Origin of the sequence: Paractinoplanes hotanensis (assembly GCF_023717965.1) — a bacterium.
GTDB classification, from domain to species: Bacteria; Actinomycetota; Actinomycetes; order Mycobacteriales; family Micromonosporaceae; genus Actinoplanes; species Actinoplanes polyasparticus.
The window spans coordinates 58,169-73,415 of the sequence record NZ_JAMQOL010000053.1; the positions used below are offsets into that span (position 1 = coordinate 58,169).

Sequence of the window (15,247 nt, forward strand, 5' to 3'; positions counted from 1 at the left end):
GTCGGCGGCGTCCGGCCCGCCTCGGACGGGGACGCACCGATACTCCTGGGACACACAGTGATCAACGACTGGTAACTGAGCGCGCGGTCACGCTGGACACGCGGTCGGGATACGGTACGTACGTGGGGGGATATGCGGCGGTGGTGCTGGCCGGCGGAGCTGCGCGGCGGATGGGTGGTGCGGACAAGCCGACCCTGACCGTGGCCGGGCAGTCCATGCTGACCCGCGTGCTGGCCGCGGTGCACGACGCCGACCCTCGGATCGTCGTCGGCCGGGTGCCGCCCGACCTGCCCGTACAGGTGCACTCCACCAGGGAGGACCCGCCCGGCAGCGGCCCGGTGGCGGCCACCGCGGCTGGTCTGGCGCTGGTGCCCGACGACGTCTCCTACACGGCGTTGCTCGCCGCTGACCTGCCGCTGCTCACCGGCGAGGCGATCGACGTGCTGCGCCTGACCGCCGAGTCGGCGCCGATGCAGGGTGCGGTCTACCGCGACGCCGAGGGCCGGCGCCAGATGCTGTGCGGGGTCTGGCGCACGGCCGCGCTGCGCCAGGCGATCGACCACCTGATCGAGGAGCGCGGCCGTCTGGACGGCGCCTCGGTCCGCGAACTGATGAACCACATGCGAGTCGCCGAGGTCTCGTGGCGACGGCCGGGCCCGCCCCCGTGGTTCGACTGCGACACCGACGACGATCTGCGCACCGCCGAAGAGTGGGCTCGATGAAGGAACTCGACGCCTGGCTCGCGGCGGCCGGCCGGCGGGCCGGTGTCGATCCGGCCGACATTCCGACGCGGCTGGTGCTCGACCTGGCCCGTGACGTCGCCCACGGCGTGGTGCGTCCGGGCGCGCCCGTGACCGCCTACCTGCTCGGAGTGGCCGTCGGCCGGGGCGCTGATCCGGCCGAGCTCGCCGCCCGGTTGAGTGAGTTGGCCGTGTCCTGGTCGCCCGGCGAAGGGGCCGAACCGCCCATCCCCTGAGAGCGGGGCGAGGGGGCGGACGCCGCTCGATAGGGTGGCGGGAGCGGAGGTGACGATCATGACGGCACAGAGCGCCGAGGGCAGCGAATCCAGCGAGGGTGTGATCCTCGACGAACCCACCACGGCCGACCTGCGGGCAAAGGTCGGTGAGGCGTGGCGAGAGTTCGCACGGGCCCTGGCCGGCCTGCTGCCGACCTTGGCCCCGGGCGCGCACGTCGACCTGACTCTCGACCCGACGGCGTCGGGCACCGGTCTCGCCGTGTATTCGGTGAGCATCCGGGTGCTCGCGGACGGCGTGGTCGAGGCACTGGCGATCGGCAACGCGGGACTGCCCGAGGGCTACCGGATGGACCGCAGTTCGATCGCCGACCTGGTGGCGCTGGGCTGGTCGCCGCCGGGTGTGCTGGCGGGCTCGGGCGACTCGTTCGGTCTGAGCTCCACTCGGGACAACAGCAACCGGCTGGCCACCGTGGTCGCCCGCACGCTGCGCGACGTCTACGGCGCGCCGCACCCGGCGTTCCTGGTCTACCTCGTGCACGACGAGAACGACGAGCCCATCGACACCGTGCCGCTGGCCACCGCCCGGCACGAGCCGAGCATCGACGACGAGCTGAGCCTCGACGACATCGCCGAGGACGGCGTGCTCGCGGCCGCGCTGGCCGACGCGGCCGACGAGGTCGTCCCGCTCGACGAGCGGGTCCGCACGGTGGTCGCCACCATGTCCAAGACCACGGTCGACCAGTTGCAGGTGGACGCCGACGGCGACATCGGCATCCGGGCCGGGTCGGCGATGGTTTTCGTGCGGGTGCGCGACAACCCGCCGCTGGTCGACGTGTTCTCGCCGATCCTCACCGAGGTCGAGCCGACCGAGACGCTCTATGTGAAGCTGTCCGAGCTGACCAACCGGATGCCGATCGGCCGGCTCTACGCCGCGCAGGACACCGTATGGGCGTCGATCCCGGTCTTCGGCCGCAACTTCCAGGCCACCCACCTCATGCTGGCCGTGCAGGTCATGACCGGCCTGGCCGACGAGCTGGACGACCGGCTGCACGGCGAGTTCGGCGGCAAGCGGTTCTTCGGCGAGGGCGACAAGCCGGCCCCCGCGAAGGAGCCGGCCGAGGACCACCGCACGGGCATGTATCTGTAAGGGGCCTGCCCTGCCGGCCCGCGGGGCTGAGTGCGGACCGGCAGGACAAGCCCCAGTCACTTCAGGTCGACCCAGCCGACCTGCTTCAGGGTGGACAGGTTCGAGGCGAGCACACCGCCGTCGGTGACCGACCACAACACGTCGCCGACCACGACCGCCCGGCGCATCGGGCCCGCGTCCGCGTCCGTGGCCGCCAGCCGGGTGGTCTGCTCGATCCGGTCGCCGGTCACCCGCAGGGCGAGCGCGCCGTCGGCTCGGGCGTCGGCCACCGGGAGCACCAGCAGCCCGTTCGCCGGCCACCAGAGGATCGCGTGCGGGTCCGACTCGGCCTCCGACGAACCGCCCGGCACCACGTGCTGGTCGAGGCGCCGGGGCGCGGCCGGGTCGGTGACGTCGAACAGGGACACCTGCATGCCGGTCGGCCGGCCCTGGGCCGTCGCCTCCTGCCCGACGCCGATCAGCCTGTTCTCGCCCACCGGTTGCAGGTGGGCCGAGTAGCCCGTGATCTTCAGCTCGCCGGTGACCCGGGGTTTCTGCGGCACGGCGAGGTCGAGGCTGTAGAGCGGATCGGTCTGGCGAAAGGTCACCACGTAGCCGCGGGGGCCGATGAACCGTACGGAATAGATGCGTTCACCCCGGCCGAGACCCTCGACCGCACCGACCTCGACCAGCTTGCCGTCCTTCTCGCGCAGCACCCGCACCGCCGAGGCGTCGTCCGTCCAACTGGTCGTGGCGACTCGCAGGTGACCGTCCCACTCGGACATCGAATACTGGTTGAGCAGCCGCCCCGGCACCTTGCCCGACGCCACGTAGAGCGGCTGGCCCACCGGCGGCAGGCTGAACCGGTAGATGTCGGTGCCGTCCGGCGGGGCCGCCCGTCCGGCGTCGGTCCCGGCGGCGTTCATGCGCCAGTTCTGGTTGTTCGCGATGTAGAGACTGCCGGCGCTGCCGTAGACGGCGTCCCCGTCGGCGACCACCGCGACCGGCTCCCCGTCGCCGAGGGCGGTCGCGTTCAGGTCGAACGAGAGCACCCGCAGCATCGACAGACCCGAGTACGACTCCGGCCGGCTCACCGCCGAGCACTCGAGCCGCCCCCGGGTCGTCGCGCCGCCGGTGGTGATCTCCCAGCTGGGCAGCCACGCCTCCATCGGCGCGCGCTCGATGCTGCCCCGGTCGTCCTCCATCACGTTCTCGGGCTGGGGACCGCCTCGGTACGGGAACTGGAAGTCCGGGCTGCTGCTGATCACGACGCGGGCCACGCTGCCGTGCTGCCGGGCGTCGACCAGCCGGCCGTCGCCGCGGTAACGACTGAGCAGCCGCGGCGTGCCGCCCGTGAGGTCGACGAGCAGCACCTCGGAGCGGCCGTTGCCGGGCCGGATGATCCGCGTGTCGTCGCGCAGCGGCGAGATTCCGCCCCCGTCGGCGAGCACGAGCGCGTGGTCGCCGGCCAGCAACAGCGTGGGCTCGCCGAACGCCTGCAGACCGAGGTCGAGCTTCCCCGTCTGCCTGCGGGCCGCCGTGTCGACCACTCGCAGCACGCCGCCCGAGATGGTGACGATCCGCCGCCCGTCCGTCTTCACGATGTCGGGCTCGTCGACGCCCACCTCATGCACATTGGTGCCGGAATGAGAACCGGAGTCGGGCGTGCTTGCCGCCTCGGCTCCGTTCAGGGCACGGGCGTTCCCGGGCAAGGGTGGCGGTGCGACGTAGCTCTTCTCGGCGGCTGCCCGCAGCTCCTTCTCGAGCTGGGCGCAGGAGTCGAAGGCGACGAGCTTCAGGGCCGGGGCGGCGACCGGCGAAGGCTCGGCCGACGGGCCGGACGCGGTGCAGGCGGCCAGCGGCAGGACAGCCAGTGCGGACAAGAGCCAGGATCGACGCGACATGTCCGGTTGGACGCGCCCGCCGGCGATCGGGTTCCCCGGGTCAGTCCATCGCGGGGACGGGCGTCGGCGTCTCGACCAGACGGGACAGGACGATCATGCTGCGGGTGGAGGTGACGAACGGCTCGGCCCGCAGGCGTTCCAGCACCTGCTCGAGGTGCCCGATGTCGGCCGCGCGCAGGTGCACAAGGGCGTCGGCCTCACCGGACACCGTGTAGGCCCCGACCACCTCGGGGTGGCGGCGGGTGGCCACCGTGATCTGGGCCGGGGTGGTGCGCCCGGTGCAGAAGAGTTCGACGAACGCCTCAGTCGTCCAGCCGACGGCGGACGGCTCGACGACGGTGGTGAACCCCTTGATCACCCCACGGGATCGAAGCCGGTCGACCCGTCGCTTGACCGCCGGAGCCGAGAGCGAGACCTTCGCCCCGATCTCGGCGTACGACGAACGTGCGTCAGCGACCAGCAACGCAACGATTCGCTGATCCACGGCGTCCAGTTGCAACGATTCGCCCCCAAGAGACAAGATTTCTAGCTGTTTCGTGCATCGCAGCCTACCTACGCTCTAGCTCATGAACCACATCGAGCGCCAGCCGCGGAACCGGACATATCTCATGTGTCCTCCGCAGCATTTCACGGTCGAGTACGCCATCAACCCGTGGATGGACACGACCGTCCCGGTCGACGCCGCCCTGGCCCTCAAGCAGTGGGAGGTCCTGCGCGACACGCTGGGCGACCTCGGCCACCGCGTGCACCAGCTCGACGCCGTACCCGGCCTGCCCGACATGGTCTACGCGGCCAACGGCGCCTTCTCGGTCGACGGCGTCGTCTACGGAGCCCGCTTCCGCCACCCGCAGCGGGGCGCCGAGGCAGACGCCCATCGCGAGTTCTACACCGTTCAGGGCTGGAGCTTCGCCGGTCCGCTGCACGTCAACGAGGGCGAGGGCGACTTCGCGTACCTTCCCGGCGCGTACGGCGGCCTGGTCCTCGCCGGCTACGGCTTCCGCACCGACCCGGCCGCGCACGCCGAGGCCCAAGAGGTGCTCGGCCGGCCGGTGGTGTCGCTGCGCCTGGTCGACCCGGCCTTCTACCACCTCGACACGGCCCTGGCCGCGCTCGACGACCGGCACGTCACCTACTACCCCGGGGCGTTCTCGCCGGCCTCCCAGCGCGTGCTCGCCCAGCTCTTTCCGGACGCCGTGCTCGCCGACCGCTCCGACGCCGAGGCGTTCGGCCTCAACCTGGTCAGCGACGGCCGCCACGTCGTCCTCAACACCGAGGCGACGGCGATGGGCGACAAGGTGCGTGCGGCCGGCTATCAGCCCGTGCACGTCGACCTGTCCGAGCTCAAGCGGGGCGGCGGCAGTGTGAAGTGCGTCGTGGCCGAGCTGAGGCAGTGACCTCGGACACTGCGAAAGACGGCACGGGCGCTGGCGGATGACTGGAGACCGTGCGGGAAGATGGATCGCATGACCGACGAACAAGGCAGCGTCAAGCAGGACGACGGTTCCGTCATCGTGGTCGGCCCCGACGGGCGTCCGCTGGGGACCATGGACGCCGACGGGACGGTCAACCCCGAAGAGCCCGGCAACCTGATCGAGCAGCCCGCCAAGGTGATGCGGATCGGCAGCATGATCAAGCAGCTGCTCGAAGAGGTCCGGGCGGCACCGCTCGACGAGGCCAGCCGCGGCCGGCTCCGCGAGATCCACCAGCGGTCGATCACCGAGCTGGAAGACGGCCTGGCCCCCGAGCTGCGCGAAGAGCTCGAGCGCCTGTCCCTGCCATTCGAGGGCGAGACCCCGCCCAGCGAGTCCGAGCTGCGCATCGCCCAGGCGCAGCTGGTCGGCTGGCTCGAGGGTCTGTTCCACGGCATCCAGGCCGCGCTCGTCGCGCAGCAGATGGCGGCCCGGCTCCAGCTCGAGCAGATGCGCGGCGCGGGCGCCGGCCGTCCGGCCCTCCCGATGGGTGTGCTGCCCGGCATGCCCGGCCCGCGCGAAGGCGGCGTCGAGGGCGGCCGCACGGGGCAATACCTCTAAAGCCCGTAGAGCTCCGCGAGGTAGTTCGCCACCCCGTCCTCGTCGTTGCTGACGCCGATCTCGTCGGCCACGGCCTTGAGGGCGGGGTGCGCGTTGGACATCGCCACCCCGTGCCCGGCCCAGCTCAGCATGGGAATGTCGTTCGGCATGTCGCCGAAGGCGATCACCTTCGACTTGTCGATGCCGTAGCGCTCGCAGTGCCAGGCCAGACCGGCGGCCTTGGTCACACCGGCCGCGCTGATCTCGACCAGAGCGCTCGACGACGAGTGGGTGGGCGTGGCGAGCTCGCCCAGGGTGCGGCTCACCAACTCGAAGAACTCGTCCGGCCCGTGGTGGGCCGAGCGCGCGAGCAGTTTGACGGCGGGGGCGGAGGTCAGCTCGTCGGGGGTGGCGAGAACGCGTACGGACGTGCCGTCGCCCTCCCAGCGCACGGGCCAGGCCTCCTCGTACCAGAAGGCGCGCCCGTCCTCGACCTCGACCGCCAGCGCGACGTCGGGCACGGCCTCGCGCAGCCGCTTCGCCACGTCGAGCAGCAGCTCGACCGGGAGCGGGTCGGCTCGCAGCACCTCGTCCCGCTCGGCGTCGTAGATGACGGCGCCGTTGGCGCAGATTGCCGGCACCGGGGCCGCCATCTGGTCGAAGAGTTGCCGGAGCCAGCGGACCGGGCGGCCGGTCACGACGACGAAGGGGACTTCGAGCGCGTCGAGCACCTCGATCGTGCGCTTGCTGAGCGTGCCGTCGGTGCGGATGAGCGTGCCGTCGATATCGCTGGCGACGAGCTGAAAAGGCGAGGACATCACCTCGACAGTAGCCGGTCGAGATAGGTGGCCACCCCGTCCTCGTCGTTGGTCAGCGTGACCTCGTCGGCGATCGCCCGCAGTTCCGCGTGAGCGTTGCCGACGGCCACCCGGCCCCACCCCGCCCAGGCGAACATGGGCAGGTCATTGGGCATGTCGCCGAAGACGAGGACGTCGGCCGGGTCGACACCGACGGCCTGGGCGACCACCGCCAGGCCGGTGCCTTTGTCCACGTTCGCGGGGCAGATCTCGATGTAGTCGAGGCCGGCCTGGGTGACGGAAGCCACCTCGGGCGGGACGATGCGGCGGGCCACGGCGAGCAGTTCGTCGACGTCGTAGGCGAAGGAGCGAGCGAAGGCCTTGATCACGTCACCGGTGAGGCAGGCCGCGCGGGGCCGGCGCTCCAGGACCACCGGATAGCGCCAGGTCGGGTCGTAGTCGCCCCACAGCGGCGAGTCGTCGTGCTCCAGCGCCTCGACCATGACGGAGAGCTCGCCCACCTCGGCCTCCAGCGCGGCCAGCACCTCGGCCAGTGCCGGGCCGGACAGGCGCGAGCGCAGCAGATAGGTGGAATCGGCCTGGTCGAGCACCCAGCCGCCCTGGGCCATCACCAGGAAGTCGGCGTCGCGAATGTCGTTGCGGGTGAGGGAGGTTAGCCGCGGGCCGCGGCCGGTGGCGCCGACCACGCGGATGCCGGCCGACCGGACCCGCCCGAGCACCTCGTGGGTGTAGTCGGACACGGTGTCGTCGCTGCGGACGAGGGTGCCGTCGAGATCGGTCGCGATCAGCTTGGGGAGGCCAGGCTTGACCATCGATTACCTCCGAGGGTTGTGCAAACCCCCGCGGAGGGCGGAAGGAGAACGTTACACCCGTCGGCTACCAGCGGCTATGACTGCTGGTAGCCGACGGGTGTATTAAGCGTTAGCGCGCGGGCTCCAAGATGTCACGGCCGCCAACGTACGGTTGCAGCGCCTTCGGAACCCGGACAGAACCGTCCGGCTGCTGGTGGTTCTCGAGGATCGGAATCAGCCAGCGGGTGGTCGCCAGCGTGCCGTTCAGCGTCGCCGCCGTCTGCGGCTTGCCATCGGCGTCGCGGTAGCGGATGTTGAGCCGCCGCGCCTGGAACGTCGTGCAGTTCGACGTCGAGGTCACCTCGCGGTAGCGGCCCTGCGACGGCACCCACGCCTCGCAGTCGAACTTGCGGGCCGCGCTCGACCCGAGGTCGCCGCCGGCCACGTCGATCACCCGATAGGGGATCTCGACCTTGGCCAGCATCTCCTCCTCCATCGCGAGCAGGCGCAGGTGCTCGTCGGCCGCCTCTTCCGGCTTGCAGAACGAGAACATCTCGACCTTGTCGAACTGGTGGACCCGCAGAATGCCGCGCACGTCCTTGCCGTACGACCCGGCCTCGCGCCGATAGCAGGACGACCACCCGGCGAAGCGTTCCGGCCCGCCCTCGAGGTCGAGGATCTCGTTCGAGTGGTACGCCGCCAGGGCGACCTCGGACGTGCCGACCAGGTAGAGGTCGTCCGCCTCGAGGCGGTAGACCTCGGTGGCGTGGGCGCCCAGGAAGCCGGTGCCCTCCATCGACTCGGGCTTCACCAGCGACGGAGTGATCGACGGGATGAAGCCGTGCTCGACCGCCTGGGCGATCGCCATCTGCAGCAGGCCCAGCTGGAGCAGCGCGCCGACACCGGTGAGGAAGTAGAACCGCGAGCCCGACACCTTGGCCCCGCGCTCGGTGTCGATCGCCCGTAGTGCCTCGCCGATCTCCAGGTGGTCCTTCGGGTTCTCGATCGACGGAAGGTCGCCGACCTGGCGCAGCACGACGAAGTCGTCCTCGCCGCCGGGCGGAACGCCGTCCTGCACCAGGTTGGGCACCGCGAGGTGGGCGGCTCGCAGCGCCTGGTCGGCCGTGCTCGTCTCGGCCTCGGCCGCCTTGACCTCGGCCGCCAGCTCTTTGGTGCGGGCGAGCAGGGCGGCCCGCTCGTCGCCGGAGGCCTTGGGCACCTGCTTGCTCAGCGACTTCTGCTCGGCCCGCAGCGCCTCGAACCGCTGGGTGGACGATCGGCGGGCCTCATCGGCGCGCAGCAGTTCGTCCACCACCTCGGTGGACTCGCCACGCAGTCGCTGGCTGGCGCGGATCCGGTCGGGGTCTTCGCGAAGCAGACGCAGGTCAATCACGAGTATCGAGCCTACCGGCGAGCAGGCCCGGTCAGCACACGGATATCCCCCCGTGTCGTTTTGCCGGTCAGCTCGGCCGGTCGCGGTCGTCGTTGAGCGACGTGAACGGCTGCGAGGGCGCGACGGTGAGGTCGAGCGGTTCGTCGCCGGGGCGGTCGGTTCCGTCGGCCACCGGGCGCCGCCACGACCAGACAGCATCCGGCTCGGCCTCACCGACCGGCACCGGTGATTCGGAGCCGGCCCCGGCGCCGGCCGGAAGGTGGCGTCCGGCCAGGTAGAGCGCGGCCAGAACCAGCAGGATGCCGGCGAAGGCGCACCACAGCCCCCGGCCGTACGCCAGGGTGGTCTCGCCGTCCTCGAGGGCTATGCGATAGACCGGGTCGATGGCGTAGCTCACGGAGCTGACCGCGGAGGCGACGGCGATGAGCAGGCCCAGCTGCGTGCCCGCCACGCTGAGGCCGGCCAGCCGCGCGTAGCGGCGGCCGCCGGGCGGCCCGAACAGGGTGAGCACCACGGCCGGCACCACCAGGAACAGGCCCAGCACGTAGCCGATGCCGAGCGCCCCCAGGTCGTCGATGCCGGTGGGCAGCACCCGCTCGCCCGCGTCGACGCCCAGGGCGCTCGCGTCGAGCGTGGTGACCTGCCATTCCGAGAGCACCGAGACGAGCGCGGCCAGGGCGGCCAGCGCCGCCGTCAGCGGCACTGTGCGCCGGTCGGCCATCAGGTCGCGCGTGAGGCCGCTGGTGTTCCAGCGGGACCGGCGAGGCTCGGAGGACGAACCGAACTCGACCACCGCCTCGGGCGGGGTCACGTCGATCTCGAGCGGCGTCGGCTGCTGCTGCGGCGCGGGCATGGTAACCATGGTGCCCTGTGCCAGGTCGCCCGGCCAGCAGTCGTCGCATGGACTAGCGTTCTGGTCATGCCTATTCGCACCGCAACCGCTCGCTGGCAGGGGAATCTCACCGAGGGTTCCGGCACCATCAAGACCGGCAAGGGCGGCATCCAGGGGAACTACTCGTTCAAGTCCCGCTTCGAAGAGGGCGAGGGGACGAACCCGGAGGAGCTGATCGGCGCCGCGCACGCCGGCTGCTTCTCGATGGCCTTCTCGAAGGCGCTGTCCGACGCCGGCTTCACGCCCACCTCGGTCGACACCGTTGCCAAGGTCCACATGGACAAGACCGACGCCGGCTTCAGCGTCACCCGCATCGACCTCGAGACCCAGGGCGACGTCCCCGGTGTCGACGAGAGCACGTTCCATAAGATCGCCGAGGACGCCAAGGCGAACTGCCCGATCTCCCGGCTGCTCTCGCCGGGCGCCGAGATCACCCTCAGCGCCAAGCTCGCCTGATCCACAATCACCACGTGCCCCGGCCGCTCCGCGAGCGCCGGGGCACAATGGCATCTGTGCCGGTCGAGATGAGTCGGGAACGCTTCGAGGAACTGGTCGGTGAGGCCCTCGACGAGGTGCCCGCCGAACTCCTGAAGGTCATGGACAACGTGGTGATCGTGGTCGAGGACGAGCCGCCGGACGGCGAGGATCTGCTCGGCCTGTACGAGGGCACGGCGCTCACCGAGCGCGGCTGGGACTATGCCGGTGTGCTGCCCGACCGCATCACCATCTACCGCAACCCCACGCTGCGCGTGTGCGACACCGAGACCGACGTCATCGACGAGGTCGCGATCACCGTGGTCCACGAGATCGCCCACCATTTCGGCATCGACGACCACCGCTTGCACGAGCTGGGATGGGGCTGAATCCCATCCCCTCCGACCGGCCCGCCCGCCACCTGAAATTGGACTAAAGGCTGCTACACGCCTTGTGCCAGCCTCCTACTCTGGGTGCACAACATCCAGCAGGAGGCGTGCATGCGCAGCGAGCTTTTCTCCGCCGACAACCTGGAGAAGGAGTCGGCCCAGCCCGGCCTCCGGCTCCAGAACTCCAAGCTGCTCAAGGCCGAACTGAACGGCGAGTTCATGGCCCGCGTCGGTTCGATGGTCGCCTACCAGGGGCAGGTGCAGTTCGAGGCGCTCGGCTCGGGCGGCATCGGCAAGTTCCTCAAGCAGAAGCTCACCGGTGAGGGCGTTCCCCTCATGCGCGTACGCGGTCACGGCGACGTCTTCCTGGCCGAGAACGCGGCCGACATCCACCTCATCGACCTCGATCCGGGCGACGCGCTCTCGATCAACGGCTCGAACGTGCTCGCCTTCGACTCGTCGCTCAACTACGACATCAAGATGGTGCAGGGCGCCGGCATGATGTCCAACGCCGGCCTGTTCAACTGCGTCTTCACCGGTCACGGCCGGATTGCTGTCACCACCAAGGGCACGCCCGTGGTGCTTACCGTCGACCAGCCCACCTACGTCGACCCGCAGGCCGCGATCTGCTGGTCGGCCAGTCTGCAGACCGGCTATCACCGCGCCGAGCAGCTCGGCCTGGGAACGCTGCTGGGCCGCACGACCGGCGAGCGGTTCACGATGAGCTTCGCCGGTCAGGGTTTCGTGGTCGTGCAGCCCTCCGAGGAGCCCCCGGGCGGCCTGGCCGGCGCCGGCGGCGGCGGCCAGCAGCAGGAAGGCATTCTCGGCAACATCTTCGGAAACTGAGCTAGCTGCTGGCCTCGCTCCGCTCGGCGGGCGTTGCGCCCCGGGAGGTCGGTGTCGGGGGCGTTTTTGGCGCCCTCGACACCGACGGGCGCAACGCCACTCGGGGTTGTGCTTAGCGCTTTAGGCGGTTTCGCCGGACCTGATTCTGGCGAGCCAGGCGGCGGAGTCGGCGAAGTCGCTGTTCGAGAGGCCCCGGGGGGATGCGACCGGGGCTTCGGGCGTGAGCCGGTGGCGGGGGTAGCTGCCCAGGAAGCGCACCTCGGCGCAGATGCGGCGCAGGCCCTGCAGGGCCTCGCCGAAGCGCGGTTCGGCCACGTGGCCGGTGCAGTCGAGGAAGAAGACGTACGTGCCCAGCTGCTCCCCGGTGGGCCGGGACTCGATGCGGGACAGGTTGATGCCGCGCACGGCCAGCTCGGTGAGCACGGACAGCAGCGCCCCGACCTGGTCGCGCCGGATCGAGAGGGCCAGCGAGGTGACGTCGTCGCCGGTGGGCTCGGCCGGCGGCCCGGGCCGGGTGAGCAGGGCGAAGCGGGTCACCGCGTCGGCGTGGTCGGCCACCTTGTCGGCCAGCACGGTCAGCCCGTTGCGGGACACCCCGATCGGCGCGCAGAGGGCCGCGTCGTGCTCGCCCCGGGCCGCGCTGATCGCCGCGGTCGCGTTGGAGAGCACGTCGACGATCACCGCGTCGGGCACGTTGGCCAGCAGCCAGTTGCGGCACTGGGCCGAGGCCTGCGGGTGGGCGGCGATCGAGCGGATGCCGGCGAGCGGTGCGGGCGTGCGCGCGGCCAGCACGAACTCGACCGGCAGCACGACCTCGCGCGTGATGATCAGTGGGCTGCCGGTGGCGAGTTCGTCGAGCGTGACCGGGACGGCGCCGCCGACCGAGTTCTCGAGCGGCACCAGCGCCGCGTCGGCGTCGCCCGTGCGGACAGCTTCGAGCGCCTCGGGCACGCTGCGGGCCGGAGTGCGCAGGCCGCGCTCGGCGGCGGGGATGGTGCGCAGCGCAGCCTCGGTGAAGGTGCCCTCCGGACCGAGGTAGACGAAGCGCGTGGGCGGCGTTCCCGGCATGGCTGCCAGTCTAGGCCTGTCCCGGCGGGCCTCAGAAGCCACAGGCCAGCACCCTGATGCCGGGTGGGGCCGTGGTCTGCACCCGTTCGATGCACACGTCCGAGCCGGCCGCGACCAGCGCCAGCGTGGCGCCGGCGCCGGTGGCCACCACCATCAACGGCTCCAGGTCGTCGGCGTCGGTCCCGGTGACCTCGACCGTGGTGAACGACCAGGCGCCCGAGCAGAACGGCCCCTCGTAGACCCGCAGCGGTTTGTCGGGGATGCCGCGCTTACCGGTGATCAGCGCGAGGATCTGCGGCCGGGTCGGCTGGGCGGCGCACCGGGCGGCGTGCGACGGGGTGGGTGTGGCCGGGGTCGTCTCGGGCGCGGTCGTGGTCACCGTGGGCGCGGGCGTCGGAAAGACCTGGGTGGGGTAGGCCGGGACGGTCGGGTACGTGACGGTGCCGGTCGGCAGCGGCGGGGTGGTCGCGGTCGGCAGCGGCAGGGCGATGGAGGGGTCCAGCGGGATCGGTGCGGCGCTGGGCGACTCGTACGGCGGTGAGGTGGGCAGCGGCCGCGGGGGCTCACCGCACGCGCTCAGCAGAGCCGCGGCCGCGAACGCCAGGGGGACGGCAGTTGTGCGGGGGGACACTCCGACATGCTATGTCCCGCTGGTCCCGATGTGACCAGGGTCAGGCCGCTATCCGGTGTCCGGCGGCGCGCAGGGTGTCGATCGCCTCGCTGAGTCGCACGGTCGGCACGAGCAGGTAGTCGGTCGAATACGTCGAGAACGTGACGATGTTGACGCGGGCGTCGGCCAGCGGCCCGATCAGCGAGGCCAGCACGCCGGTCAGCGCGAGGTCGAGCGGCCCGACCACGCGCAGGCACCGCCACGCGGTGTCGACGTCCGCACCCGCGGGCACCCGCTCGACCGGGCAGATGATCGAGAGCTCGTCGGCGTCCCAACTGAGGGAGATCACGCTCTTGTCGTCCGGACCCGCGCTCAGCGAAGCCGGGATCGGAGAGCCGGCCGGCAGCCGGCTCACCGCGTACTCCGCAGGCAACAGGTCTAGATCGAGCATGAGGGCAGACTACGGTTCGAGATCAGGGTTGCCCAATGCCCACGGGGTGCGTCAAACGCCACAGCTCGGACATGTTCCCGAAACGAGTGGGCGGAATCAGTAGCGAACCGCCGAGAAGAACGTCATCGAGCCGGCCACCCGCTCGTTGTCGAACAGCGGCGTGGCGATCGCGTCGACGGTCAGCGGCGTCTCGCCGGGCGCGGGCACGACCCGCAGCAACCCGCGGGCCAGGCGCTCGCTGCGCAGCGCGAGCAACGGCGGGATCTTGTCGGCGTCGGATTCCTCGAGCTCGCCGGCGCCGGCCGTGAAGTCGATGAGGTGGAGCACCGAGCCGAGCGGCTTGCCGAGCACCTCGGGCGGCTTGCCCAGGCCCAGCAGATCGCCGCACGAGACCGAGACGGCGACGATCGCGGTCGTCGTGTCGATGATGAGGCAGGGTTCCGAGGCGGAGGTCACTGTCGCCGTCCACCGGTCGAGGCTCGGAACGAACTCGGCCTCGGAGGGAGTGCGCGCCTGCGGCACGAACGCTCCCGAGAGTGAGAGTTCGACGTGAGCCACCCGATCCTCCTCGCTCCTGCGGATCGACGGCTGCGCCGCGGCGACGCTCGGACTCCCGAGCGGGGCCGCGGCGGTGAAGCCGTCGACTACAACCGGAAGGAACGTTACCGGCGTGCTGTCCGCTTGTCAGCGGCCGTTTGTCCGTCAGCGTGCCAACGGTAGTCGCCGGCCGGCCGATAGGGCGCATTTGCCCAGGTAGAGGGGTTGTTGGCCACGGCTGAGAGCTTGCCCGCGGTGGCCGGCGAGATGCGTGCGCCACCCGCGATCAGCAGCCTGTCAAGCTCCTTGTCGGTGGCGACGAGTACCTCTTTGGGGAGGCCGTGCACGCTGATCACGCCGTTGCCCACGAAGGTGAGCACGGGCGTCACCGGCACGCTCAGGCCGACGGCGGCGGAGAGCGCCTTGCTCGCGCGGCGGGCCTCGCGGCGGGCTTCGGCGACGTACTGCGGGCGCTTACCGTTGATCTGCACCACGTCACCGGCGATGAGCACTCGGGCGCGGCCGTGATCGGCGACGGTCACCGCGTAGACGCCACCTGGGCCGATCGCCAGGAACCCGGCGCGGTCGTCGGCGGGGTCAGGTTCGTAGTAGCCCAGCGCGTCGGTGCGCGGCCAGTCCACGATGTGCCAGTTGGGTCCGAGACGGTCGAGGCGGGTGAGCGCGCGAGCGCCGGCGGCCTCGAGACGACGGGCGTCCCGCTCGGCGCGACGGCGGCGTGCCCACTCGGCGGGTGTCGTCGTGCGACCGGGCGCCTCGAGAGCGGCGGGGCTACCCAGGCGACGATCGATCCTCTGAGTGTTCGGAGCGGCGGGTAGAGCAGGGCGGGCTGGGAAGACAGTCACTGCGACCTCCGGCAAAAGGTCCTTCGGGCTCTCTTTTCACTACCGTAAGTGCTCGACCCCCTACGGAAGCAAGACACGGTCGTGGAGAGAAAGTGGAATG

Annotated in this window: 19 protein-coding genes; 8 read left to right on the forward strand and 11 right to left on the reverse strand. The window is 71.0% G+C overall.

Annotation, left to right across the window (positions count from 1 at the left end; genetic code table 11):
• The first annotated feature begins 122 nt into the window (after positions 1–122).
• Genes mobA through LXN57_RS35930 form a run of 3 tightly spaced genes read left to right on the forward strand, consistent with a single transcriptional unit; the run spans position 123 to position 2,123 of the window.
• Positions 123–722, forward strand: coding sequence for a molybdenum cofactor guanylyltransferase (gene mobA, locus LXN57_RS35920; protein ID WP_251802674.1), 600 nt, complete (start codon positions 123–125; stop codon positions 720–722).
• The gene (locus LXN57_RS35925) at positions 719–976 is read left to right on the forward strand and encodes a DUF6457 domain-containing protein (RefSeq protein ID WP_251802675.1); all 258 of its coding nucleotides are present in this window, start codon (positions 719–721) and stop codon (positions 974–976) included. Before mobA ends, LXN57_RS35925 begins: the two co-directional genes overlap by 4 nt.
• Positions 977–1,034: 58 nt before the next feature.
• Positions 1,035–2,123, forward strand: coding sequence for a T3SS (YopN, CesT) and YbjN peptide-binding chaperone 1 (locus tag LXN57_RS35930; RefSeq protein WP_251802676.1), 1,089 nt, complete (start codon positions 1,035–1,037; stop codon positions 2,121–2,123).
• 56 nt (positions 2,124–2,179) lie between these two features.
• Here LXN57_RS35930 and LXN57_RS35935 read toward each other — a convergent pair whose 3' ends face one another.
• Together LXN57_RS35935 and LXN57_RS35940 are read right to left on the reverse strand one after the other, a co-directional pair.
• Positions 2,180–3,985 (reverse strand): beta-propeller domain-containing protein, encoded by a 1,806-nt coding sequence (locus tag LXN57_RS35935; protein WP_308206676.1) that lies wholly within the window; start codon positions 3,983–3,985, stop codon positions 2,180–2,182.
• Between the two features lie 61 nt (positions 3,986–4,046).
• Positions 4,047–4,505, reverse strand: a complete 459-nt coding sequence (locus tag LXN57_RS35940) for an Lrp/AsnC family transcriptional regulator (RefSeq protein ID WP_251802678.1) — start codon at positions 4,503–4,505, stop codon at positions 4,047–4,049.
• Positions 4,506–4,572: 67 nt separating this feature from the next.
• On the opposite strand from LXN57_RS35940, the gene ddaH reads away from it, so the two are divergent.
• Both ddaH and LXN57_RS35950 read left to right on the forward strand, forming a co-directional pair.
• Positions 4,573–5,400: a dimethylargininase gene (gene ddaH / locus LXN57_RS35945; protein ID WP_251802679.1), complete on the forward strand. Its 828-nt coding sequence runs from the start codon at positions 4,573–4,575 to the stop codon at positions 5,398–5,400.
• Positions 5,401–5,469: 69 nt separating this feature from the next.
• Positions 5,470–6,036, forward strand: a complete 567-nt coding sequence (locus LXN57_RS35950) for a bacterial proteasome activator family protein (protein ID WP_251802680.1) — start codon at positions 5,470–5,472, stop codon at positions 6,034–6,036.
• Here the strand turns inward: LXN57_RS35950 and LXN57_RS35955 are convergent.
• The 4 genes from LXN57_RS35955 to LXN57_RS35970 all read right to left on the reverse strand — a co-directional run bounded on the left by LXN57_RS35955 (position 6,033) and on the right by LXN57_RS35970 (position 9,870).
• Complete coding sequence (locus LXN57_RS35955; protein ID WP_251802681.1) at positions 6,033–6,833, reverse strand: HAD family hydrolase; 801 nt, start codon at positions 6,831–6,833, stop codon at positions 6,033–6,035. The two genes, LXN57_RS35950 and LXN57_RS35955, sit on opposite strands and share 4 nt — an antisense overlap.
• Positions 6,833–7,645: a Cof-type HAD-IIB family hydrolase gene (locus tag LXN57_RS35960; protein ID WP_251802682.1), complete on the reverse strand. Its 813-nt coding sequence runs from the start codon at positions 7,643–7,645 to the stop codon at positions 6,833–6,835. The genes LXN57_RS35955 and LXN57_RS35960 overlap by 1 nt, the downstream gene beginning before the upstream one ends.
• A gap of 109 nt (positions 7,646–7,754) precedes the next feature.
• On the reverse strand, positions 7,755–9,017 hold the full coding sequence (serS, locus tag LXN57_RS35965; protein ID WP_251802683.1) for a serine--tRNA ligase: 1,263 nt from the start codon (positions 9,015–9,017) through the stop codon (positions 7,755–7,757).
• A 67-nt stretch (positions 9,018–9,084) separates the two neighbouring features.
• Complete coding sequence (locus LXN57_RS35970) at positions 9,085–9,870, reverse strand: hypothetical protein (RefSeq protein WP_251802684.1); 786 nt, start codon at positions 9,868–9,870, stop codon at positions 9,085–9,087.
• 66 nt (positions 9,871–9,936) lie between these two features.
• Here LXN57_RS35970 and LXN57_RS35975 point away from each other — a divergent pair, with 66 nt between their 5' ends.
• From LXN57_RS35975 to LXN57_RS35985, 3 genes are all read left to right on the forward strand, one after another.
• Positions 9,937–10,365: an OsmC family protein gene (locus LXN57_RS35975; RefSeq protein WP_251802685.1), complete on the forward strand. Its 429-nt coding sequence runs from the start codon at positions 9,937–9,939 to the stop codon at positions 10,363–10,365.
• Between the two features lie 47 nt (positions 10,366–10,412).
• Positions 10,413–10,772 carry a metallopeptidase family protein gene (locus LXN57_RS35980; RefSeq protein WP_221380544.1) on the forward strand — a complete coding sequence of 120 codons (360 nt, stop codon included), beginning with the start codon at positions 10,413–10,415 and terminating at the stop codon, positions 10,770–10,772.
• A 111-nt stretch (positions 10,773–10,883) separates the two neighbouring features.
• A complete protein-coding gene (locus LXN57_RS35985) occupies positions 10,884–11,618 on the forward strand; it encodes an AIM24 family protein (RefSeq protein ID WP_251802686.1) in 735 nt (244 codons plus the stop codon).
• Between the two features lie 120 nt (positions 11,619–11,738).
• Here LXN57_RS35985 and pheA read toward each other — a convergent pair whose 3' ends face one another.
• From pheA to LXN57_RS36010, 5 genes are all read right to left on the reverse strand, one after another.
• The gene (gene pheA / locus LXN57_RS35990; RefSeq protein ID WP_251802687.1) at positions 11,739–12,686 is read right to left on the reverse strand and encodes a prephenate dehydratase; all 948 of its coding nucleotides are present in this window, start codon (positions 12,684–12,686) and stop codon (positions 11,739–11,741) included.
• Between the two features lie 31 nt (positions 12,687–12,717).
• Positions 12,718–13,317 carry a hypothetical protein gene (locus LXN57_RS35995; RefSeq protein ID WP_251802688.1) on the reverse strand — a complete coding sequence of 200 codons (600 nt, stop codon included), beginning with the start codon at positions 13,315–13,317 and terminating at the stop codon, positions 12,718–12,720.
• 40 nt (positions 13,318–13,357) lie between these two features.
• The gene (locus LXN57_RS36000) at positions 13,358–13,747 is read right to left on the reverse strand and encodes an ACT domain-containing protein (protein ID WP_251802689.1); all 390 of its coding nucleotides are present in this window, start codon (positions 13,745–13,747) and stop codon (positions 13,358–13,360) included.
• Positions 13,748–13,843: 96 nt separating this feature from the next.
• Positions 13,844–14,305 carry a PAS domain-containing protein gene (locus LXN57_RS36005; RefSeq protein WP_221380539.1) on the reverse strand — a complete coding sequence of 154 codons (462 nt, stop codon included), beginning with the start codon at positions 14,303–14,305 and terminating at the stop codon, positions 13,844–13,846.
• A gap of 104 nt (positions 14,306–14,409) precedes the next feature.
• Positions 14,410–15,147, reverse strand: a complete 738-nt coding sequence (locus LXN57_RS36010; RefSeq protein WP_438872955.1) for a hypothetical protein — start codon at positions 15,145–15,147, stop codon at positions 14,410–14,412.
• Positions 15,148–15,247: the final 100 nt, after the last annotated feature.